At 75.1% G+C, this 21,155-nt stretch carries 20 protein-coding genes and 1 pseudogene; 11 read left to right on the top strand and 10 right to left on the bottom strand.

The annotated features are described in order from the left end of the window. Window positions 1-46: 46 nt before the first annotated feature. A complete protein-coding gene (locus LPA42_RS28240; protein ID WP_077939175.1) occupies window positions 47-688 on the top strand; it encodes an acVLRF1 family peptidyl-tRNA hydrolase in 642 nt (213 codons plus the stop codon). A 109-nt stretch (window positions 689-797) separates the two neighbouring features. Here the strand turns inward: LPA42_RS28240 and LPA42_RS28245 are convergent, their stop codons facing one another. Then, a complete protein-coding gene (locus tag LPA42_RS28245; RefSeq protein WP_077939176.1) occupies window positions 798-1,853 on the bottom strand; it encodes a polysaccharide deacetylase family protein in 1,056 nt (351 codons plus the stop codon). Window positions 1,854-2,080: 227 nt separating this feature from the next. After that, window positions 2,081-3,001, bottom strand: a complete 921-nt coding sequence (locus LPA42_RS28250) for a neutral zinc metallopeptidase (RefSeq protein ID WP_077939187.1) — start codon at window positions 2,999-3,001, stop codon at window positions 2,081-2,083. Window positions 3,002-3,244: 243 nt separating this feature from the next. On the opposite strand from LPA42_RS28250, the gene LPA42_RS28255 reads away from it, so the two are divergent. Further along, window positions 3,245-4,849 carry an ABC-F family ATP-binding cassette domain-containing protein gene (locus tag LPA42_RS28255; protein WP_077939177.1) on the top strand — a complete coding sequence of 535 codons (1,605 nt, stop codon included), beginning with the start codon at window positions 3,245-3,247 and terminating at the stop codon, window positions 4,847-4,849. A 160-nt stretch (window positions 4,850-5,009) separates the two neighbouring features. Here the strand turns inward: LPA42_RS28255 and LPA42_RS28260 are convergent, their stop codons facing one another. Further along, window positions 5,010-5,612 (bottom strand): cadmium resistance transporter, encoded by a 603-nt coding sequence (locus tag LPA42_RS28260; RefSeq protein ID WP_228986979.1) that lies wholly within the window; start codon window positions 5,610-5,612, stop codon window positions 5,010-5,012. A gap of 204 nt (window positions 5,613-5,816) precedes the next feature. On the opposite strand from LPA42_RS28260, the gene LPA42_RS28265 reads away from it, so the two are divergent. The 3 genes from LPA42_RS28265 (at window position 5,817) to LPA42_RS28275 (ending at window position 9,037) form a co-directional block, all read left to right on the top strand. After that, window positions 5,817-6,044: a helix-turn-helix domain-containing protein gene (locus LPA42_RS28265; RefSeq protein ID WP_007072022.1), complete on the top strand. Its 228-nt coding sequence runs from the start codon at window positions 5,817-5,819 to the stop codon at window positions 6,042-6,044. A gap of 46 nt (window positions 6,045-6,090) precedes the next feature. Beyond that, window positions 6,091-6,858 carry an enoyl-CoA hydratase/isomerase family protein gene (locus tag LPA42_RS28270; RefSeq protein WP_043967551.1) on the top strand — a complete coding sequence of 256 codons (768 nt, stop codon included), beginning with the start codon at window positions 6,091-6,093 and terminating at the stop codon, window positions 6,856-6,858. 199 nt (window positions 6,859-7,057) lie between these two features. Beyond that, window positions 7,058-9,037, top strand: coding sequence for an ABC transporter ATP-binding protein (locus tag LPA42_RS28275; protein WP_077939179.1), 1,980 nt, complete (start codon window positions 7,058-7,060; stop codon window positions 9,035-9,037). Between the two features lie 29 nt (window positions 9,038-9,066). Here the strand turns inward: LPA42_RS28275 and mug are convergent, their stop codons facing one another. The 6 genes from mug to LPA42_RS28305 all read right to left on the bottom strand — a co-directional run bounded on the left by mug (window position 9,067) and on the right by LPA42_RS28305 (window position 13,405). Further along, window positions 9,067-9,714, bottom strand: a complete 648-nt coding sequence (gene mug / locus LPA42_RS28280; protein ID WP_077939180.1) for a G/U mismatch-specific DNA glycosylase — start codon at window positions 9,712-9,714, stop codon at window positions 9,067-9,069. Beyond that, the gene (locus LPA42_RS28285; protein WP_077939181.1) at window positions 9,714-10,475 is read right to left on the bottom strand and encodes an SDR family oxidoreductase; all 762 of its coding nucleotides are present in this window, start codon (window positions 10,473-10,475) and stop codon (window positions 9,714-9,716) included. Before LPA42_RS28285 ends, mug begins: the two co-directional genes overlap by 1 nt. 51 nt (window positions 10,476-10,526) lie before the next feature. Then, the gene (locus LPA42_RS28290) at window positions 10,527-11,018 is read right to left on the bottom strand and encodes a hypothetical protein (RefSeq protein WP_228986980.1); all 492 of its coding nucleotides are present in this window, start codon (window positions 11,016-11,018) and stop codon (window positions 10,527-10,529) included. Further along, window positions 11,015-11,839: a DUF692 domain-containing protein gene (locus LPA42_RS28295; protein ID WP_077939188.1), complete on the bottom strand. Its 825-nt coding sequence runs from the start codon at window positions 11,837-11,839 to the stop codon at window positions 11,015-11,017. Before LPA42_RS28295 ends, LPA42_RS28290 begins: the two co-directional genes overlap by 4 nt. Continuing rightward, window positions 11,836-12,768 carry a TIGR04222 domain-containing membrane protein gene (locus LPA42_RS28300; protein ID WP_077939182.1) on the bottom strand — a complete coding sequence of 311 codons (933 nt, stop codon included), beginning with the start codon at window positions 12,766-12,768 and terminating at the stop codon, window positions 11,836-11,838. The genes LPA42_RS28295 and LPA42_RS28300 overlap by 4 nt, the downstream gene beginning before the upstream one ends. A 64-nt stretch (window positions 12,769-12,832) precedes the next feature. Then, window positions 12,833-13,405, bottom strand: coding sequence for a TetR/AcrR family transcriptional regulator (locus LPA42_RS28305; protein ID WP_043967560.1), 573 nt, complete (start codon window positions 13,403-13,405; stop codon window positions 12,833-12,835). Window positions 13,406-13,670: 265 nt separating this feature from the next. On the opposite strand from LPA42_RS28305, the gene LPA42_RS28310 reads away from it, so the two are divergent. Continuing rightward, window positions 13,671-14,315, top strand: coding sequence for an HAD family hydrolase (locus LPA42_RS28310; protein ID WP_043967562.1), 645 nt, complete (start codon window positions 13,671-13,673; stop codon window positions 14,313-14,315). A 320-nt stretch (window positions 14,316-14,635) separates the two neighbouring features. After that, window positions 14,636-15,577, top strand: coding sequence for a serine protein kinase RIO (locus LPA42_RS28315; RefSeq protein WP_077939190.1), 942 nt, complete (start codon window positions 14,636-14,638; stop codon window positions 15,575-15,577). A 102-nt stretch (window positions 15,578-15,679) separates the two neighbouring features. Here the strand turns inward: LPA42_RS28315 and LPA42_RS28320 are convergent, their stop codons facing one another. After that, window positions 15,680-15,925, bottom strand: coding sequence for a DUF2630 family protein (locus tag LPA42_RS28320; protein ID WP_077939191.1), 246 nt, complete (start codon window positions 15,923-15,925; stop codon window positions 15,680-15,682). A gap of 105 nt (window positions 15,926-16,030) precedes the next feature. On the opposite strand from LPA42_RS28320, the gene LPA42_RS28325 reads away from it, so the two are divergent. From LPA42_RS28325 to LPA42_RS34605, 4 genes and pseudogenes are all read left to right on the top strand, one after another. Continuing rightward, window positions 16,031-16,945, top strand: coding sequence for a GNAT family N-acetyltransferase (locus tag LPA42_RS28325; RefSeq protein WP_077939192.1), 915 nt, complete (start codon window positions 16,031-16,033; stop codon window positions 16,943-16,945). Window positions 16,946-17,161: 216 nt separating this feature from the next. Beyond that, window positions 17,162-18,487, top strand: a complete 1,326-nt coding sequence (locus tag LPA42_RS28330; protein ID WP_198956682.1) for a cytochrome P450 — start codon at window positions 17,162-17,164, stop codon at window positions 18,485-18,487. Beyond that, window positions 18,484-19,398: a terpene synthase gene (locus tag LPA42_RS28335; RefSeq protein WP_228986981.1), complete on the top strand. Its 915-nt coding sequence runs from the start codon at window positions 18,484-18,486 to the stop codon at window positions 19,396-19,398. Before LPA42_RS28330 ends, LPA42_RS28335 begins: the two co-directional genes overlap by 4 nt. Further along, window positions 19,395-21,103, top strand: a pseudogene (locus LPA42_RS34605) (prenyltransferase/squalene oxidase repeat-containing protein). The gene LPA42_RS28335 and the pseudogene LPA42_RS34605 overlap by 4 nt, the downstream one beginning before the upstream one ends. The last annotated feature ends 52 nt before the right edge of the window (window positions 21,104-21,155 follow it).

Below are 21,155 nucleotides of genomic sequence, written 5' to 3' on the forward strand. Positions count from 1 at the left end.
GCGGGTGGGGCGGACGGTCGGCTGCCGGTGCCGTAGGTTCGGGGCCATGAGCAGCAGACCGGCGGCCGGCGGCGGACGCTGGGTCGAGGTGGCACCGGCCCGCGTCGACCGCTGGGTGGACGGCTTCGCCGACCGGCACGGCCCACCCACCGCGACGGCCCAGGAGTACGGTCTGCTGCTCACCGCCCCGGACGGGGCCACCGCCGCCCTGCACACCCCGCCGGGCGCGCCGCCCGGGGCCGACGTGCCCGGGTTCGTGGCCGCCGCCCGCGCGCCGCGCCGGATCGGCCTGCTGCTCGCCCGCAAGGGCGCGGTGGCCGTCGGTGTCGCCGAGGGGGAGAAGCTGGTCGTGTCGAAGGTGGACACCCGCTACGTGCAGGGCCGCACCGCTGCCGGCGGGTGGTCCCAGCAGCGGTTCGCCCGGCGGCGGGACAACCAGGCGAAGGCGGCCCTCGGCGACGCGGCCGAGCTGGCCGTCCGGCTGCTCCTGCCGGAGGCGGCCCACCTCGCCGCCGTGGTCTGCGGTGGCGACCGCCGGGCGGTGGACGGCGTGCTGGCCGACCGGCGGCTCGCCCCGCTCGCCGAGTTGCGCGCCGACCGCCTCCTCGACGTCCCCGAGCCCCGCCTCGCGGTGCTGGTCGACGCGATCGCCGCCGCCCGCGCCGTCCGAATCCTGGTCCGGGGGTAAGGAAGGGCACCTTGTTAACGCATTCTGCATAGGAAGGGGCCCCTGCAATCACCCCGCGCCGGCTTCCCGCCCGGGCCGACGGGAACGGCCCGGGCGGGAAGCTCCGGGGTCAACCGGCGGTGCAGGAACGGATCTGCGGCCGGGCGCTGCTGTTGCCGTTCATCATCGTGGTGAAGCCGAACGTGTTGCCGCTGCCGTTGGACCGCATCGTCATCACGTAGCCGGTGCTGTCCCAGCTGGCGGTGCCGTTCCAGGTGGTGCTGACGCGCTGCGGCGCGGTCACCGCCACGACCACCGTCCAGTTGCTGGCCCCCTGGACCGTCACCGAGGTGTTGTACCGGTCGCCCCAGACGTTGGGGAAGGTCGCCGTCGCGGTGCATCCGCCGCCGGGCGGCGGCGTGGTCGGGGAGCCGGTCGGCGGCGCGGTGGTCGGCGGCGGGGTGCCGTCGGGGGCCACCGCCCGGCCGGTGCTCGGGGAGATCATGCCGGGGCAGAGGCCGCGGCTGTTCAGGTTTGCCATGATCTGCGGGATCGCGTCGCGGGTGTTCTGGATGCCGTCGTGCATCAGGATGACCTGGCCGTCCTGGAGCCGGCTGGCGTTGGAGACGATCTGGCTGACGCTGGCACCGTTCCAGTCCTGGGAGTCGACGTCCCAGATCACCTGGCGCAGGCCGAGCGAGGAGGCGACCGACTGGAGGGTCGAGTTGGTCTCCCCGTAGGGCGGGCGGAACAACTGCGGCCGGACGCCGGTCGCCGACTGGATCGCCGAGTTGGTCTGGGAGAGGTCCGACTGCATCTGGCTCTGGTTCATCGAGGTCATGTGGGCGTGGTTCCAACTGTGGTTGGCGACCCACATGCCGGCGTCGACCTGGGCCCGCGCGGCGGACGGATTGCCCTGCACGTTCTGCCCGACATTGAACATGGTCGCCCGGACGTTGTTGGCCCGGAGCACGGACAGCAGGGCATTGGTGCTGCCCGTCGGCCCGTCGTCGAAGGTGAGGCCGACGTAGCCGTTGCAGGCTGCGGCGCTGGACGGGGTGGCGGCGACCGCGAGACCGGTCGCTGCCAGCGCCACGGCGGCGGTGGCGAGCACCGCCAGTCGGCGGGCGTGGCGCGCTGCTCGGGGTGGTGACGGGCGGCGGGGGCCGCTGATGCTGGCGAACATGCGCAGGTCCTCCCGGGGGCGGTGACGTTCGACGATGCCCGACATCAATAGGTGTAGATGGATGCCGTGGTGGCACGGAGTATTGCAGCGGCATTTCGAACGGGTCAACGAATTCCGGAAGTTTTCGGAAACTTTTCGAACGGGTGGCCCGGAGGGGAGCTCGACCCGGCCGGCGACGGCCGTCGGCCGGGTCGGGCTCCGCTGCGCTGGCTCGCCGGGTACGAGGGTCAGGCGCCGCCGCCGAAGGTGTCGCACTGCTTCGGGTCGCCGGTCTCGTACCCCTTGGTGAACCACTGCCGGCGCTGCTCGGAGGTGCCGTGGGTGAACTCGTCCGGGTTGACGGGGCGTCCCGAGCGCTGCTGGATGGCGTCGTCGCCGATCTTCTCGGCGGTGTCGATGGCCTGCTGGATGTCCTGCTCCGAGATGCTCTTGAAGATCTTCTGGCCCTGCTCGTCGGCGGTGCCGGTGGCGTTCTTGGCCCATGCGCCCGCGTAGCAGTCGGCCTGGAGTTCCAGCTTCACCGACAGGGCGTTGGCGTTGGCCGGGTCGCGCTGCTGCTGGCGGCGCATCTGCGCCTCGGTGCCGAGCAGGTCCTGCACGTGGTGGCCGTACTCGTGGGCCAGCACGTACGGCTGGGCGAACTCGCCCTTGGCCCCGAGCTGGTCGGCGAGCAGGTTGTAGAAGGTCAGGTCGATGTAGACCAGGTCGTCCGCCGGGCAGTAGAACGGGCCGACGCCCGAGTCGGCCTGGCCGCAGGCGGTGTTGACGCCCTGGCTGAAGAAGACGGTCTTCGACGGCTGGTACTGCTCGCCGAAGGTCTCCGGCAGGGCGGTGCGCCAGTACGCCTGGATCGAGTTGACGTAGAGGGTGTTGCGGCAGTCGAGCTGCTTGAGGGCGTCGTCGGCGGAGCACTTCTGCTCCAGCGAGGTGTTGTCGCCCTGCCCGGACCCGTCGCCGTCGAAGGCCGCGTTCAGGCCGAAGCCGCCGCCGACCAGGGCGACCAGCACGGCGACGATGATGCCGACGATGCCGCCGCGTCCCCCGCCGATCGGGATCGGGATCCCGCCCAGGCCGCCGCCGCCTCCGCCGGACCCCCGCCGGTCGTCCACCTGGCTGGTGTCGATCCGCGCGTTCTCGTTCAGCTCCATGTTGACCCCGATCACCGATTCGTCACGTGTGGTGGTTGCGGTGCCGGACCGGGTCCGGACGACGCCTCCGTACCCGATGATCTTGACCGGTAATCCGGGCGGCGCGCATCGGGCGGCCCGGTACACTTGCCCCGTGCTGCGCTGCGAAGGCTGAACCGCCCCGCGCCGACGGGAACATCGACCCGCCGGCGCTTTCGCGTGCCCTGAGTCAGCCCTTCCAGACCCCGAGAGCGAGTCCCCGACATGATCACTGCCACCGGCCTGGAGTTGCGCGCCGGCGCCCGGATCCTGCTGTCCGACACCACGCTGCGGGTGCAGCCGGGCGACCGCATCGGCCTGGTCGGCCGCAACGGCGCCGGCAAGACCACCACGCTGAAGGTGCTCGCGGGGGAGGGGCAGCCCTACGCCGGGCAGATCGACCGGCGCAGCGCCATCGGCTACCTCCCGCAGGACCCGCGCACGGGCGACCTGGAGGTCACCGGCCGCGACCGGGTGCTCTCCGCCCGGGGGCTGGACGTGCTGATGGCCCAGATGCAGGAGGTCGAGGCCCAGCTCGCCGAGAACGCCGACGACCGGCTGGTCCGCCGCTACGGCGCGCTGGAGGACCAGTTCGCCGCCCTCGGCGGGTACGCGGCCGAGGCCGAGGCCGCCCGCATCTGCGCCAACCTCGGCCTGCCCGACCGGGCCCTCGCCCAGACCATCGGCACCCTCTCCGGCGGCCAGCGTCGCCGCGTCGAGCTGGCCCGGATCCTGTTCCGCGACGCCGGCGAGAACGGCGGCGGCATCTTGCTGCTCGACGAGCCCACCAACCACCTCGACGCCGACTCGATCACCTGGCTGCGCGGGTTCCTCGCCAACCACAAGGGCGGGCTGATCGTGATCTCCCACGACGGTTCGCTGCTGGAGTCGGTGGTCAACAAGGTCTGGTTCCTCGACGCGACCCGCTCGGTGGTCGACGTCTACAATCTGGGCTGGAAGGCGTACCTGGAGGCGCGGGAGACCGACGAGCGCCGCCGCCGCCGGGAGCGGGCCAACGCCGAGAAGAAGGCCGGCGCGCTGATGGCCCAGGCCGACAAGATGCGGGCCAAGGCCACCAAGACCGTCGCCGCGCAGAACATGGCCCGCCGGGCCGAGAAGCTGATCTCCGGGCTGGAGGAGGTCCGGGTCTCCGACAAGGTGGCCAAGGTCCGCTTCCCGAACCCGGCGCCGTGCGGCAAGACGCCGCTCACGGCGACCGGCCTGTCCAAGTCGTACGGGTCGCTGGAGATCTTCACCGACGTCAACGTGGCGGTGGACCGCGGGTCGCGGGTGGCCATCCTCGGCCTCAACGGCGCGGGCAAGACCACCCTGCTGCGGATGCTCGGCGGCCTGCTGGATCCGGACACCGGCGAGGTGCACGCCGGGCACGGGCTGCGGCTGGGCTACTACGCCCAGGAGCACGAGACCCTGGACGTGGAGCGGACGGTGCTGGAGAACATGCGGGCCGCCGCGATCGAGCAGACTGACACCGAGCTGCGGAAGATCCTCGGCGCGTTCCTCTTCTCCGGCGAGGACGTCGACAAGCCGGCCGGCGTGCTCTCGGGTGGGGAGAAGACCCGGCTGGCCCTGTCCACCCTCGTCTGCTCCGGCGCCAACGTGCTGCTGCTCGACGAGCCGACCAACAACCTCGACCCCGTCAGCCGGGAGCAGGTGCTGGACGCGATCGCCCGCTATCCGGGGGCGATCGTCCTGGTCACCCACGACCCGGGCGCGGTGCTGGCGCTCAAGCCGGACCGGGCGATCCTGCTCCCCGACGGCGACGAGGACGCCTGGAGCGACGACCTGCTCGAACTGGTCGAGCTGGCCTGACCGGCCGGCGCGCCCCGGCGACCGCCCCGGGAGCGCGGACCGCAGCCCCCGGACGGCTACCGCTCCGGGAGGGGGCCGCCGGAGCTGCGGGCGAAATGGGAATTTCCGCGCCTTTTGCGGTGGGCCGTCACTCTCTGCACCGTGCGTGCCCTCGGCGCGCTCAGCCGAGGATGCCGCCCAGCCGGGTGAGGACCCCGGAGGTGACCAGGATCAGCGCGCCGATCGCGACGAAGACGACGGGGACCAGCCAGTGGCCGACCCGGCCGACCCACCGGACCACGGCCGGGTGGCCGCCGAGGCCGGCGGCGACGGCGCACCAGAGGCCGACCAGCGCCGCGAACACCACCAGCCAGACCAGGGCGTCGGCCGGGGCGAGGGAGCGGAACACCGGCACGTAGACGGCGATGTTGTCGGCGCCGTTGGCGATGGTCACCCCGGCCACACCGAGCAGCCCGCCCACCACGGCGGGCGGCCCGTCGTCGTCCGAGCGGGCCAGCAGGGCGCGCACGCCGAGCGCGATCGGGAGCAGGCCGAGCAGCCCGGTCCACGGATCGGGCACCACGAGCAGCCCGGCGGCGGCGACCGCGGCGGCGGCGACCAGGGCGCCGATGCCCAGGTACTGCCCGGCGACGATGTGCCCGGGGCGGGGTCGGCCGGTGCTCCGGGCGGCCACGAACAGCACGGTCAGCACCACGACGTCGTCGATGTTGGTGGCGGCGAACACCAGCGCCGCGCCGGCGGCGGTCGCGATCAGGTCGGTCACGCCAGGCAGGGTACGGCCGCCGCGCCCGCCGCCCCGGCCCGCCCGAACGGGGTACGGCGACCGGCCGACGTCACCCTATCGGGTAGCTGACAATGCATAGCGTGTCGGTTGGCGAATAGTTGATATCTGGCGCATGATCGTTCGAGGCGGTCTAATAGGTGGGACCGTATCCGAACCGCACAGTCTGGGACGTGAGGAATCAGCATGGCAGCCACTGGCACAGCCACCAGCACTGAGAAGGGTCGCCGGATCGTCGGAGCCGAGCGTCAGACGCTCGCCAAGGACCTGGTAAAGCGGTACACCGGCGGAGAGAGCATCCGGGCGCTCGCGGCCTCCACCGGCCGTTCCTACGGGTTCATCCACCGGGTGCTCACCGAGTCCGGCGTGCAGCTGCGTCAGCGCGGCGGCGCGCGGCGCCGCAAGAAGGCGTGACCCGCCCACCGACGTCGTCCATCAGCGCCGTCCCCCGGGCCGCCCGGTGACCCCTGGCGCGGTCGGGGTACGACTCGACTGCGACGGGCCGGTGGCGACGGTGACGTTGTGCCGGCCCGACGTGCTCAACGCGCAGACCCCGGCGATGTGGCGCGCGATGAGCGACTTCTCCCGTGACCTGCCCGGCGACGTGCGCGTCGTCGTGGTGCGCGGCGAGGGGCGGGCCTTCTCCGCCGGCCTCGACCTGTCGGTGGCCGGCGCGTCCGGCCCCGGCTCGTTCGCCGAGCTGGCGACCCTGCCCGAGCAGGAGTGCGCCGACCGGATCGCCGACTTCCAGGCCGGCTTCACCTGGCTGCACCGGCCCGACGTGGTGTCGGTGGCCGCCGTGCAGGGCCACGCCATCGGCGCCGGCTTCCAGCTCGCGCTCGCCTGCGACCTGCGGGTGCTGGCGACCGACGCCAAGCTCTCCATGGCCGAGGTGACCCTCGGCCTGGTTCCCGACCTGGCCGGCACGAAGCGCCTCGTCGAGCTGGTCGGCTATGCCCGCGCCCTGGAGATCTGCGCCACCGGCCGGCGGATGGACGCCGCCGAGGCCGACCGGCTGGGCCTGGCCACCCTGGTGGTGCCCAACGCCGAGCTGGACGCCACGGTGCGCGACCTGACCGCGGGGCTGCTCGCCCACCCCCGGGACGCGGTGGTGGAGATCAAGGCGCTGCTCGCCGGTGCCGCCGGCCGGTCCCACGCCGAGCAGCAGCGGGCCGAGCGCGAGGCGCAGACCCGCCGGCTCCGTGACCTCGCCGGCCGGGGCGAATAGCCGGCCCCTCGGCAGCGGCACCAACCGGACCCTCGGCAGGGGGGACAGCCGGACCGTCGGCCAGCGGGCCGGCCCACCACCCGGTGGGAAGAACGGTAAGGACTTTCCGGGAAGAACCGGCTTACGGCCAAGGTTGTCGTAGCCGTCGGGACAATCGACCTGACGGCACGAGCCGACCACGACCCGGAGGTGACGCGTGATGTCCGACGGTGGCATGGCCGGCTGGAGCATGATCCGGTCGATGCGCAACCAGGACGAGGTCTCCGCCCACCGGCTCAGCCGCGGCACCGCCCGGCGGATCGTCGAGTTCGCCCGGCCCTACCGCCGCGACATCGTCGTCTTCCTGGTCACGGTGGTGATCGCCGCGGTGATCGGCGTGGCCACCCCGGTGCTCGCCGGCGACGTGATCAACGCGATCAGCCGGGGCGGCGCGGAGGCCGGTTCGACCGTGGTCCGCCTCGCCCTGGTCATCGCCGTCCTCGCCGTCGCCGACGCGCTGTTCTCGCTGGTCCAGCGGTGGTATTCGGCGCGCATCGGCGAGGGCATCATCCTCGACCTGCGCACCCGGGTCTACGACCACGTGCAGCGGATGCCGTTGCAGTTCTTCACCCGCACCCAGACCGGCGCGCTGGTCAGCCGGCTCAACAACGACGTGATGGGCGCCCAGCGGGCGTTCACCTCCACCCTGTCCGGGGTGGTCAGCAACGTCATCCAGCTCGTGCTCACCGCCGGGGTGATGCTCACCCTCTCCTGGCAGATCACCGTGCTGTCGCTGGTCATGCTGCCGATCTTCATCGTCCCGGCCCGCCGGGTCGGCCGGCGGCTGGCCGACATCACCCGCGAGTCGTACAACCTCAACGCCAACATGAACGCCACGATGACCGAGCGGTTCGGGGTCGCCGGGGCGCTGCTGGTCAAGCTGTTCGGCGCGCCCGAGGTGGAGGCGCGCCGGTTCGCCGGCCGGGCCGAGCGGGTCCGCGACATCGGCATCCAGTCCGCGATGTACTCGCGGACGTTCTTCGTGGCGATGCTGCTGGTCGCGTCCCTGGCCCAGGCGCTGACCTACGGCCTCGGCGGCTGGCTCGCGGTCACCGGCAGCGTCAGCGCCGGCACCGTGGTCACCCTCGCCCTGCTGCTCACCCGGCTGTACGGCCCGCTGACCGCGCTGTCCAACGTCCGGGTGGACGTGATGAGCGCGCTGGTCTCCTTCGACCGGGTCTTCGAGGTGCTCGACCTGCGTCCCGGCATCGCGGAGAAGCCGGACGCCGTCGCCGTGCCGCGCGGCAACGGCCGGGTGGAGTTCCGCGACGTGCGGTTCCGCTACCCCGCCGCCGCCGAGGTGTCCCTGGCCTCGCTGGAGGAGGTCACCACCCTCGACCGCACCGTCAACGAGCCGGTGCTGCGGGGGGTCTCGTTCGCCGTCGAGCCCGGGCAGATGATTGCCCTGGTCGGCCCGTCCGGTGCGGGCAAGTCCACCCTGTCCATGCTGATCCCCCGGGTCTACGACGTCACCGACGGCCAAGTGCTCGTCGGCGGCGTCGACGTGCGCGACGCCACGCTCGCCTCCCTGCGCGACGAGATCGGTGTGGTCACCCAGGACTCCCACCTGTTCCACGAGACGATCGCCGAGAACCTGCGCTACGCCAAGCCGGACGCCACCGACGACGAGATCTGGGCGGCCCTCGCCGGCGCGCAGGTCGCCGACCTGGTGCGGTCCCTGCCCGACGGGCTCGACACGACCGTCGGCGAGCGGGGCTACCGCTTCTCCGGCGGGGAGAAGCAGCGCATCGCGATCGCCCGGCTGCTGCTGAAGGCCCCGTCGATCGTGATCCTCGACGAGGCGACCGCGCACCTGGACTCGGAGAGCGAGGCGGCGGTGCAGCGGGCCCTGGCGGTGGCGCTGACGGGGCGTACGGCGCTGGTCATCGCGCACCGGCTCTCCACGGTCCGCGACGCCGACCAGATCCTCGTCCTCGACGAGGGGCGGATCGTCGAGCGGGGCCGGCACGAGGAGCTGGTCGCCGTGGGCGGCCTCTACGCCGAGCTGTACCGCACCCAGTTCGCGGTGGCCGACTCGCCCACCCCGTACGTGGACGCGACCGGCCCCGAGACCGTGATCACCATGCCGATGGCCACGTACGTCGCCGACGAGGCGATGCCCCCGGCCGCCGCGAACTGACCCCGGTGGCCGGCGTGCCCACCCGCCGGTCAGGCCGGCGCGGCGGTGGCGGCGCGCAGCTCGCCGAACGCCGCGCCCAGCGTCTCGGCGGTGAAGTGGGCGTTGAGCCCGCTCGGGTTGGGCAGCACCCACAGCCGGGCGTCGCCGAGCAGCTCCGGCTGCGGCCCGAAGGCCGCCTTCGGCCGGCCGAACCCGATCCGGTACGCGGTCACCCCGACCACCGCCACCCACGCCGGCCGGTGCCGGCGCACCTTCGCCGTCAGGATCCGCGCGCCCTCGACCAGTTCGCCCGCAGTCAGCTCGTCGGCCCGGGCGCTGGCCCGCGCCACCATGTTGGTGATGCCCAGCCCACACCCGGGCAGCGCGTCCTGCTCGCTCGGGTGCAGCTGGCGGGGGGTGAAGCCGCCCCGGTGCAGGGCCGGCCAGAACCGGTTGCCCGGCCGGGCGAAGTGCCACCCGGTGGCCGCCGACCACAGCCCCGGGTTGATGCCGACGAAGAGCACGGTCAGCCCCGGCCCGATGACGTCCGGGATGGTCCGCTCCGCCGCCGCGGCCAGCTCCTCGCGCGTCGGCCGGCGACGCTCCGGCCCGCCGGTCACCCCTGCCGGCCCGCCGGTCACCCCGGCATGCCCGCCGAGGCGGTCCGCCGCGCCGGGACCACCCGTCGGGGCGGCCATCACAGGCCGCGCAGCGCGCCGCCGTCGACCGGGAGGGTGATCCCGGTCAGGTAGCCGGCGGCGGGGGAGAGGACGAACGCGGCGACCCGGCCGAACTCGGCGGGCTCGCCGATGCGGCGCAGCGGGATGCCCGCCTCGGCCTCGACCCGGGCCCGCTCGGCGTCCCCGGAGGCGGCCAGGAGCTGCCGGTTGCGGTCGGTCATGATCCGCCCCGGGAGCAGCCCGAGCACGCGCACGCCGCGCGGGCCGTACTCGTCGGCCATGTCCTTGGCCACCCCGGCCAGGCCGGGGCGCAGCCCGTTGGAGATGCCCAGCCCGGCCAGCGGGGCGCGGGCCGAGGTGGACAGGACCAGCCCGATCGCGCCGCCGTCGGTCAGCGCCTCGGCGACCGTGCGGGCGGTGCGGACGGTGCCGAGGAAGACCGTCTCGAAGGACTCGCGCCACTGCGCGTCGGTCGTACCCGCCGCGGTGCCCGGCGGCGGCCCGCCGACGGAGACCAGCGCGCCGTCGAGCCGGCCGAAGTGTTCCCGGGCGGCGGCGACCAGCCGCTGCGGGGTGGCCGGGTCGCTCAGGTCGCCGGCCAGCCCGATCGCCCGCTCGGGGCCGCCGAGCCGCCGTACCGCCTCCGCCACCTGCTCGGGGGCCCGGGCGGAGACGACCACCCGCGCCCCGTCGGCGACGAGGCACTCGGCGGTGGCGAAGCCCAACCCCCGGGAGGCCCCGGTCAGCACGTACACCCGGTCGGTGAGTCCCAGATCCATGCGCCGATCCTGCCGTACGCCGGTGGGGGCGGCCACCGGTGGGCCGGGCGGCTACCGGCGGGCCGGACGCAGCAGGCGTACCCGGCCGGCGAGCCGCACCGCGACGGCGCCGCCGGCGCGGGCCAGGGCCGGCAGGCGGCGTGGTCGCGGCGGTGTCGCGCCGTCGTAGCGGCTGACCGCCTCCCGCACCGCCAGCTCCTCCGCGCCCAGCGGCGGCAGCTCGCCCCGGCGGTGCAGCTCGCGGGCCAGGTCCCAGCCGTCGCGCAGCGAGCCGTTGGTGGGCCGGCCGTCGGCCCAGCCGGCGAACGTCGCCGGCCAGGCGTCGCCGAGGCCGGCGGCCAGCAGCGGCCAGTGCCGGGCCACGTCGCCGGCCCGCTTGCGCAGCAGGGCGCAGCGGGCGGCGTCGACGGGGGCCGGGGCGAACCCGGCCGGCAGCGGCCCGCCGGCGACGAGGGCCGCCACCAGCTCCGCCTGCCGGGCGGCCAGGTCGCCGCCGCCGGCGCCGGGCGCGATCACGTCGCCACCGCCCCCTGGCGCGCTCACGTCACCGCCGGGTATCCGGACGCCGCGGCGATCGCGTCCAGCTCGGCCCGCAGCGCCGACGCGGGCGGCCAGTGGCCGTCGCGTTCCAGCAGCAGCGCGGGCGGGCGGTGCCGGGCGCACAGCTCGCCGATCAGGTCGAGCACGGCCGGCGGCACCGGGTCGGTGTGCGTGTCGTGATAGAAGCCGCCCTGCTCGGCGCCCCCGGCGACGTGTACGTACGCCACCCGGTCCAGCGGCAGCCGGTCCAGCAGGGCGAGCGGGTCGGCGCCCCGGTTGCGGGCGTTGGCGTGCACGTTGGCGATGTCCAGCAGCAGCGTCGCGCCGGTCGCGTCGAGGATCTCGGTGAGGAAGTCGGCCTCGTCCAGCTCGTCGTCGGGCCAGTCGAACAGCGCCGCGATCGGCTCCAGCGCCAGCGGCACCGGCAGGTCGGCCTGGGCGCGGCGCACGTTGGCCACCACCGCCGCCACGGCCTCCCGGCTGCGCGGCAGCGGCAGCAGGTGCCCCGCCTCCAGGCCGCCGGCCCGCACGAACGCGATGTGCTCGCTGACCAGCGGCGCGCCGACCAGCTCGGCCACCCGCGCGAGGTGGGCCACCCGGGCCGGGTCGACCGGCTCCGCGCCGCCGAGAGAGAGCTTCACCCCGTGCGGTACGACGGTGACCCCGCGCTCGACCAGCGCGGCGAGGCCGGGCGGCGGCGGCCCGTGCGGGGCGACCGCCTCGGCCACCACCTCGACGAACCGTAGCCCCGGCAGCTCGGCCACGAACCCGGCGATCTCGGGCCGCCAGCCGATCCCGACGCCGGTGGGACCCGGGCCGGTCATCCGCCGCAGCCCCCGCCGCAGCCGCCGCCACCGCAGGAGCTGCCCCCGCTGCACGAGCTGCCGCTGCAGGAACTGCCGCTGTCCGACGAGCCGCCGCTGCACCCGCCGACCGAGGGGCTGCCGGTGCCGGACAGCGCCTGCCGCTGGATCTCGGCCTGCTCGGCGAAGCCCGGGTCCATGGCCCACAGGGTGGCGGTGCCGAACAGGGCCACGCCCATCGCCGCGCCGGCCGCCCCGTAGGTCGCGTACGCCGGGCCGGAGGCGGGGGCGAGGTGCACGTTGGTGCGGCGCAGCTCGCGCAGGGCCCGCTCGGCCGCCCTGGTCCGCCACGGCACCCGGGCCAGCAGCGCGGAGGCGATGGCCAGGGGGATCACGGCGAGCACCAGGAAGGCGACCGGCCGGCCGTTGGACAGCCCGGCGAAGATCCGGAACCCGCCGAGCAGGACGAGGAGGAACACCGGGAACGAGCCGCGCTGGGCGGACTGGCGTCGGGCCGCGCTCAGCGCGAGGCCCTGCTGTTCGAGGCCCTGGCGCAGCTGGTCGAGGGCCTGCTGCACCCAGCGGTCGCGGCCCAGCTCGCGGGCGTACAGGCCCTGGTTGGCGGCGTGGTGGACCGCCCGGTCCAGCGGGGTCGCCCCCGCCGGCAGGGAGCCGCCGACGGCGAGCCGCCGGTCGGTGCGTACGCCGACGACGCCGGTGCCGCGCAGCCCGCCCAGCGAGGTCCAGATCGCGAGCTGGTTGCCGCCGTTGAGGTAGGCCACCTGCTGGGGGCCGAGCTGGGCGCCGCCGACGGACGACGGGCCGGCGAGGACCCGCCGCCGGTGGACGATCGCGCCGATCACGACGACGAGGCCAGCCAACAGGTAGAAACCGAGGAAGGTGGGCCCGGGGATGCCCCAGGTGTCACCGGGCGCCGCGAGGACTCTCATGCTGCTGCTCCTGTCGCGCGAGGGGGTCGCGGGCCCATTGTGGGACAGGCCCGCCACGCGGCCGTCAGCGGCGGCGGACGGCCTCCTCGACCAGGTCGAGCACCGGGCCGAGGTCGCCGGCCGGGCGGCCCATCGCCAGGTGCAGCACCAGGCCGTCGTAGGCGAGTTCGAGGAACCGGGCCAGCACGTCGATGGGTACGTCCTCGCGGAGCACCCCGGCCTCCCGCTGCCGTGCCAGCCGGTCCCGGGTGGCCTCGGCGATGGCGGCGGAGCGTTCGGCCCAGCGGCGGGCGAACGCCGGGTCGGTGCGCAGTCGCCGGGACACCTCCAGTTGGCTGCCCAGCCAGCCGGTGGTGTCCGGGGAGACGGCGCGGGCCAGCAGGTCCCGCATCACCTGGACCAGGCCGTTGCGGGCGACCGTCTCCACCATGGCCGCCGCGTCGTCCTCGGCGACGGCGAGGAACAGCGAGTCCTTGTCCCGGAAGTGGTGGAAGATCGCGCCCCGGGACAGGCCGGTGGCCTCCTCCAGCCGCCGCACGGTGGCGCCCTCGTAGCCGTGCCGGGCGAAACAGGCCCGCGCCGCGGCGAGAATCTCCTGCCGGCGGGCGTCGAGCTGGTCCTGACTTACTCTGGGCACGGCACGATCGTGTCAGGTGGCCCGCCGCCACGCAAACCGTACGTACGGCTTGTAACGTGCCGGCAACGTGGCCGTGCCTGATCGTGGGGCGCCGGCCCCGGCGCTGGCCCCGACGTCGGCTCTGCCGTGGCCCGGCGCTGGCCACGGGTGGTGCCGGCGGGGACCCGATGCGTGATCGGCCGACGGGTGGCCGGCTACCATCGCCCGGTGACGCCGTGCCTGCCGGCCCTGTCGGCTGGCGGCCCGTCTCCCTTAAGGTGCCCGAGTGCCGCTGCTCCTGCTGGATCTGGACAACACCCTGCTCGACCGGGCCGGGTCGTTCCGTGCCTGGGGTGAGCGCTTCCTGGACGGCATCGGCGCGCCGGCCACCGACATCGACTGGCTGGTGTCGATCGACGCCGACGGGCTGACCGACCGGTGGGACGTGGCGGACGCGATCCGCGACCGGTACGGGCTGCTCATCTCCTCCCTGGACCTGGTGGAGGAACTGCACGACGGGGTGGTGGTCAACAGCCGGCTCGACCCGCTGGTGGCCTGCGCCCTGCGGATCGCCGACGACGCCGGCTGGGTGCCGGTGGTGGTGAGCAACGGCAGTGTCCGCCAGCAGGACGCGAAGATCCGCCGCACCGGCCTGGACCGGTACGTGGCCGACTGGGTCATCTCCGAGGAGGCCGGGGTCAGCAAGCCCAACCCGAGGATCTTCGCGCTGGCGGCCCGGCGGGTCCGGATGCCGCTGCGCGGCGCGTGGGTGGTGGGGGACAGTCCGGAGGCCGACATCGGCGGTGCGGCGGCAGTGGGCCTGCCCAGCGTCTGGCTGCACCGGGGACGGGTCTGGACGGACACCCGGTTCGCCCCCACCTTCACCGTCGACGGGCTGATCGCCGCCGTAGCCACCGTCCTCGCCGCCTGACACCCCCGACCCCCCACCCCCACCCACCCCGGTCCGGGCTCACGCCCGGCCCGCTTCGGTGATCAAGAGGTTCGCGTCACCGTAGAGATCAACTCTGACGCTTTTCTCTTGATCACCGGGGCCGGCGGGGGTGGGGGTGGGGGCCGGCGGGGTGGAGCGGGGGTTAATTGGTTGCGGGGTGGGGGTGGGTGGGTCAGCATGGTGCCGCGCGTCGGGCGCAGCCGGGTCGTCCCGGTCGAGGAGGGGAGGTCGGTCATGGCCGTCTTCGCAGGGCTCTTCCACCTGCCTTCACCAGCCTCGATCAAGGGATCACCAGCACAGTGCGTGACGACGACTTCCCGGCGCGCGGGCGCCGTGGCCGCGGCAAGGGCCGCTTCGATGACGACGAACCCCAGTTCCTGAAGCGTGGCCGGCCCGCCGAGCCGGTCCTGACCGACCCGGACCCGGGTCCGGACGACGACGCCCCCGGCGGCGACGCCTGGTCCACCTGGGATCAGGCCGTGCACGGCCCCGAGCCGCATCCCGCCTGGCTCGTCACCGAGCTGGCCGCCCGGGACACCGACCTCGGGGTGCTCAAGACCGGCAAGGAGGCGGACGTCCACCTGGTCCGCCGGGCTGTGCCGGAGACCGACCGGTCGTGCCTGCTGGCGGTCAAGCGCTACCGCGACGCCCAGCATCGGCTGTTCCACCGCGACGCCGGCTACCTGGAGGGTCGCCGGGTGCGCCGGTCCCGGGAGAACCGGGCGATGGCCGGGCGCACCGCCTTCGGCCGGCAGATGATCGCCGGGCAGTGGGCGGCCGCCGAGTTCGCCGCCCTCTCCCGGCTCTGGGAGATCGGCGCGGAGCACGGCCGGATCTCCGTGCCGTACCCCGTGCAACTGCTCGGCACCGAGCTGATGCTGGAGTTCGTCGGCGACCCCGACGAGGGGCTGGCCGCGCCCCGGCTGGCCCAGTGCCGGCCCGAGCCGGCCGAGCTGCGCTCGCTGTGGGAGCAACTGGTCGACGCCCTGGTGGTGCTGGCCCGGGCCGGCTACGCCCACGGTGACCTGTCGCCGTACAACCTGCTGGTGCACGCGGGGCGGCTGGTCATGATCGACCTGCCGCAGGTGGTCGACGTGGTGGCCAACCCGCAGGGCCCCGAGTTCCTGGCCCGCGACGTGCGGGTGGTGGGGGCCTGGTTCACCGCGCGTGGCCTGCCGGCCGACGACACCGATCCGGCGGCGCTGACCGCGCTGCTGCTGCGCGAGGCCGGCATCCGCTGAGCCGCGTCGGGTGGGCACCGGGCCGGTCCCGGTGCCCATCCGGGTCGGCCGCCCGGGGGCACCGGGCCCGGGGCGGCCCGCAGTCGCCGGCCGCCCCGCCGGTCACTGGAGGTAGCGCTCCACCTCCGGCACGGGGCGTACGCCCTGGGCCTCGGGGTCGCCGTGGGCCTGGCGGGCGGCCCGCCGCCGGCGCAGCAGGTCCCAGCACTGGTCCAGGGACTCCTCCAGGTCGCGCAGCCGATCCTGCTCGTCGGCGGTGCCGGACTCCTTCGTCTGCGCGGCCGCGCGGAGCCGGTGCTCCTCGTCGACCAGTTCGGAGATCCGGTTCAGGATGGTCTTGTCGTCCATGCCCCTGAGCCTGGCACAGCGGGTCGGGCCGCGCCCGCTTCTCCCGCGCGTCGGGCCGACGGACGGGGTCGCGGAGCCCGGAACGCTGCGGTACGTTGCCACGCGATGACGCTGACCGTACGGCCGTTCGCCGACGCCGATGCCGACGCCGTGAGCGAGGTGCTGCGGTCGGGCCTGCCGCACCTGCTGGCCACCCCGGAGCTGCTGCGCTGGCAGGCTGCCCGGGCGCAGGGCCCCGAGCGGTTCGGCGCGCTGGTGGCCGAGGTCGACGGGGAGCCGGCCGGGGTGGCCCGCACCGGGCTGCTGCACGAGAGCGCGGAGCCGGGGCTGGGCTTCGTCAACCTGACGGTCCGGCCGGAGCGGCGCGGCCGGGGCGCGGGGGCGGCCCTGCTCGCCGCCGCCGAGCAGCGGCTCGCGGGGCTCGGCGCGACCACGGCGTACGCGATGGTCGACGACACCCCGGCGGACCTGGCCTTCGCCGAGCGGCACGGCTACCGGCGGGGCCGGCGGTCCCTGCTGCTGCGGTGCGACCTGGCCGCAGCGCCGCCGCCCCCGGAGCCGGGGCCCGGCGTCCGGCTGCTCGCCGCCGCCGACCTGCCCGACCCGCGCCTGCTCTACGAGGCCGATCTGGACGTCTCGCGCGACGAGCCGGGCGAGGTCGGCATGGACGAGATCGCGTACGCGGACTGGCTGGCGGCGTACTGGCACCGCCCGGACCTGGACCGGGAGCTGACCACGGTGGCCATGGTGGACGGCGAGGTGGCCGCGTTCACGGTGGGGCTGACCGACAGCCGCCACGACCACCGGTGCGGGATGACCGGCACCCGGCGGCCGTACCGCCGGCGGGGGCTGGCCCGGCTGGTCAAGCAGGCCGCCCTGCGGCGGGCGGCGGCGGCCGGGTTCCGGCACTCGGTGACCAACAACGACGCCGGCAACGCCGCGATGCTCGGCCTCAATGCCACGCTCGGTTACCGGACGATCGCGGCGCAGTGGCGGTATCGGCGGGATCTGCCCAGGTAGGAGGCCCGCGGCGGGTCCCTTGTGGCGGCGGGGAATGTCGCCCGCGAAAATTATTCCTCTCTCCCCTGGAGAAGTTGACCTGCTCAATGGCATGCTCGGGCGGGACCGTTACTTTCCACGGTCGTTCCGCGACGCACAGTTGATCAGGGGAGTGCACCACACGTGGTAACCCCACACCCGGCCCCCACCCGTGCTCGGCGAGCGAGATCCGTTCCGCTGCGGCACGTCGCGCCCGGCCTGCTCCGCGACCCCGTCCGCGCTCTCGTCGGGTTCGGCGAGCGGGCCGACGGCGAGGTGGTCCGGCTCAACGTCGGCGCGTTCCGGCCCTACCTGGTCACCGACCCCGACCACGTGCAGCAGGTGCTGGGCGACCGGGCCGACAACTTCGGCCGGTCCGGCGCCGGCGCGTTCTGGGGCCCGCTGCGCCGGCTGTTCGGCGACGGCATCCTCGGCGACGGTCCCGTGTGGTCGGACAGCCGGCGCATCCTCCAGCCGCTGTTCACCGCCCGGCGGGTCGAGTCGGTGCTGCACCGGATGGCCGCCACGATCGCCGACGCGGTCGCCGAGCTGGACGCGCCGGCCCGCGCCGGCCGGCCCGTCGACATCGGCGCCGAGCAGGCCCGGATCGTGTGCCGGGCGATCATGGAGACGTTCTTCGGCGACCGGATCTCGGTCGCCGACGCGCTGCGCCTCATCCGGGCGCAGGACGCGATCGCCACCTCGGTGATCCCCCGGGTGCTGGCGCCGTTCGTCCCGCTGGCGCTGCCGATGCCCGGCGACCGGGCGTTCCGCGAGGCCGCCCGGCGCATCGACGACGTGCTGGTGCCGATCGTCCGGTCGGCGCGGGGCAGCGACGGCGACGACGTCATCGCCACGCTGTGGCGCGGCGCCACCGCCGACGGCCGACCGCTGGACGAGCGGCAGGTCCGCAACGACACCGTGGCCATGGTCGCCGTGACCACCGAGACCACCGTCAACGTGCTGACCTGGCTCTGGCCGCACCTGGCCCGCGCGCCCGAGGTCGCGGCCCGGTTGCAGGAGGAGATCGACTCGGTGGCGGGCGGCCACCCGGTCGGCCCCGAGCACCTGCCGCGGCTGCGCTACACCCGGATGGTGCTCGACGAGCTGATCCGGCTCTACCCGGTGGCCTGGCTGGCGCCCCGGCAGGTGCTGCGGCCGACGACGCTCGGCGGCGTACGCCTGCCGGCCGGGGCGACGCTGCTGGTCAGCCCGCTGGTCACCCATCGGCTGGCCCGCTACTGGGACGACCCCGGCGCCTTCGACCCGGAGCGGTTCACCCCGGATCGGGTCCGGGCCCGGCACCGCTACGCCTTCTTCCCCTTCGGCGGCGGCCCGCACCAGTGCCTGGGGATGCACCTGTTCTATCTGGAGGCGCAACTCATCGTGGCGAACCTGTTGGCCCGCTACCGGCTGCGGGTGCGCAGCCCCCGGCTGCCCGCCGTGCAGCTCGCCGCCGCCCTGCGCACGCGGGACCGCGTGGAGCTGGACGTGCGCCCCGCCCGCACCGGGGCCGTCGCGTGAACGTCGTCACGCCACCGTCCACGGTGCTGCCCGACCAGCTCTCCGCCGCCGCCGAGCAGGGCCGCATCTGCGCGCTCGCCGCGCAGGGGCAGCGCGACCTGCAACGGCAGGCGGCCCGCTACCCGGACCTGTTCGCCGGCCGGGCCTTCGACGCCGCGCTGTTCAGCAACATCGCCCTGGCCATCGCCTTCGGCGCACCCTGGTGCACCGCCGAGCAGCTGCGGCTGACCAACCGGATGGTGCTCTGGGGCTTCGCCCTCGACTGGCGGATCGACTACCTGGCGAAGTCCCGGGCGGACGTCGACCGGGTGGTGGCCGGCGCCCTCGCGGTCGTCGAGGGGGCCAGCCCCGACGCCGACGACCCGCTCGGCCGCCTGCTCGCCGAGCTGCGCGACGACCTCGCGGCGGTGCCGGCCTTCGCCGAGCTGGGCGGTGCCTGGCGGGCGGCGGTGCGCCGCACCGTGACGGCGATGGCCCGGGAGTGGGAGTGGAAGACCGCGCGGGAGCGCGACGGCGCGCCGCTGCCCGGCTTCACCGAATACCTCGCCAACGCCGACAACCTCGCCTGCACCGTGGTCAACGTCGCGCACTGGATCTGGACGGGCGACGCGGAGACCCACCGGCGGCTGGACCGGCTGGTGACCGTCAGCGACGAGGTGCAGCGGGTGCTGCGGCTCGTCAACGACCTCGCCACCTACGAGCGGGACCTCGAATGGGGCGACCTGAACGCGCTGCTGCTGGTCGACGACCGCGCCGAGGTCGACCAGCGCATCGTCGAGCTGGTCGAGCGGTGCACCGAGCTGCTGGCCCCGCTGTCGGGCGGCTGCCCGCTCCAGGCGGCGTACCTGGCCCGGCAGATCGGATTCAGCAGCGGCTTCTACCGCTCCGCCGACTTCTGGGGGCAGCGGTGACGATCTTCCGGGGGCGGCGGTGACGCTCGCCCGGCAGCGGGCCGCCGCCTGCGGCCGCGCCGACCGGCCGGCCCGGGATCCGGAGTCCGCCGCGGACGCCCGCGAGCTGGTCGCCGCGATGACCCTCACCCCGGGCGGGCAGTCCTCCGCGTCGGTGTACGAGACGGCGCGCCTGGTCAGCCTCGCGCCGTGGCTGACGCACCACGCCGAGCGGGTCGCGTACCTGCTCGCCGGCCAGCGTCCCGACGGCGCGTGGGGCGGCCCGCAGGGGTACGCCCTGGTGCCGACGCTGAGCGCCACCGAGGCACTGCTGACCGCGCTGCGCCGCCGGGACGCCGACGTGCTCGCGGGCGCCCGCGCCGCCGAGCGGCTGGGCCGGGCCGTCGACGGCGGGCTGCGGGCCCTGCACCGGTGGCTCGCCGGCCCGGCCCCGTTCTCCGCGCCCGACCTGCCGGCCACCGACCTGACCGTCCCGGCGCTGGTCGGCGCGGTCGCCGCGCACCTCGACGCGGTGCGCGCCGACCCGCCGCCCGGCCTCGCCGCCTGGCGCGACGCCGGCCCGCTGCCCCTGCCGTCCGGGCTGGACCACACCCGGCTCGACCGGGTCCGCGCGCTGGTCGCCTCGGGCGGCCCGCTGCCGGAGAAGCTGCTGCACGCCCTGGAGGTGGCCGGCCCGGCGGCCCGCCGGGCCGCCGGGGTGACCCCGGTCGGGCCCGGCACCGTGGGCGCGTCCCCGGCGGCGACGGCCGCCTGGCTCGGTGGGCCCGGGCCGGGGCCCGGCGCCGCCGCCGCGGTGTCCTACCTGGAGGACGTGGCCCGCCAGCAGGGCGGCCCGGTGCCGTGCGCGACCGGGATCACCGTCTTCGAACGGGCCTGGTCGCTGAGCACCCTGAGCCGGGCGGGCATGACGCTGCCCGTGCCGCCCCGGCTGCTCGCCGGGCTCGCGGCCACCGTCGGCCCCGCCGGCACCGCCACCGCGCCCGGCCTGCCCGCCGACGCCGACACCACGGCGGTGACCCTCTACGCGCTGGCCCGCCTCGGCCGCCCCGTCGACCCGGCCAGCCTCTGGGGGTACGACACCGGCGAGCACTTCTGCACCTGGCCGGGGGAGGACGGCGCGTCGGTCACCACCAACGCCCACGTGCTCGACGCGTTCGGCTGGCACCTGGCCCACCGCGCGCCGGCCGACGCCCGGCTCACCGCCGTGACGCGGCGGCTCACCCGCTGGCTCGCCGACCGGCAGTCGTCCGACGGGGCGTGGACCGACCGCTGGCACGCCTCGCCCTACTACGCCACGAGCTGCGTGGTGCTCGCCCTGGCCGGTCACGGCCGGGGCCCGGCCGCCGTGGGCGCGGTGACCCGGGCCGCCGACTGGGTGCTCGCCGGGCAGCGCGCCGACGGCTCCTGGGGGCGGTGGGGCGGCACGGTCGAGGAGACCGCGTACGCGGTGCAGGCCCTGCGCGCCGCCCGGTCCGCCGCGCCGGCCACCGTCGAGGCGGCGCTGGGGCGGGCACGGCGCTACCTGGCCACGATGGAGGGACGCGACGGCGCGCCCGCGCTCTGGCACGACAAGGACCTCTACCGCCCCGTCGTGATCGTCCGCGCCGCCGTCGCCGCGGCCCGTCATCTCGTCCGCGCCGGGGCCTCTGGTGACGCCTTCACCGGGCCCGGGTACGGCAGGACCCCCTTGATCAGTGCCGCTTGAGTGAACAAACCGACACTGCTAGCGTGCGCGCGTGGTCGACGGTGTACCGGCC

The organism is Micromonospora sp. DH13, assembly GCF_020873825.1.
Lineage (GTDB): Bacteria > Actinomycetota > Actinomycetes > Mycobacteriales > Micromonosporaceae > Micromonospora > Micromonospora haikouensis.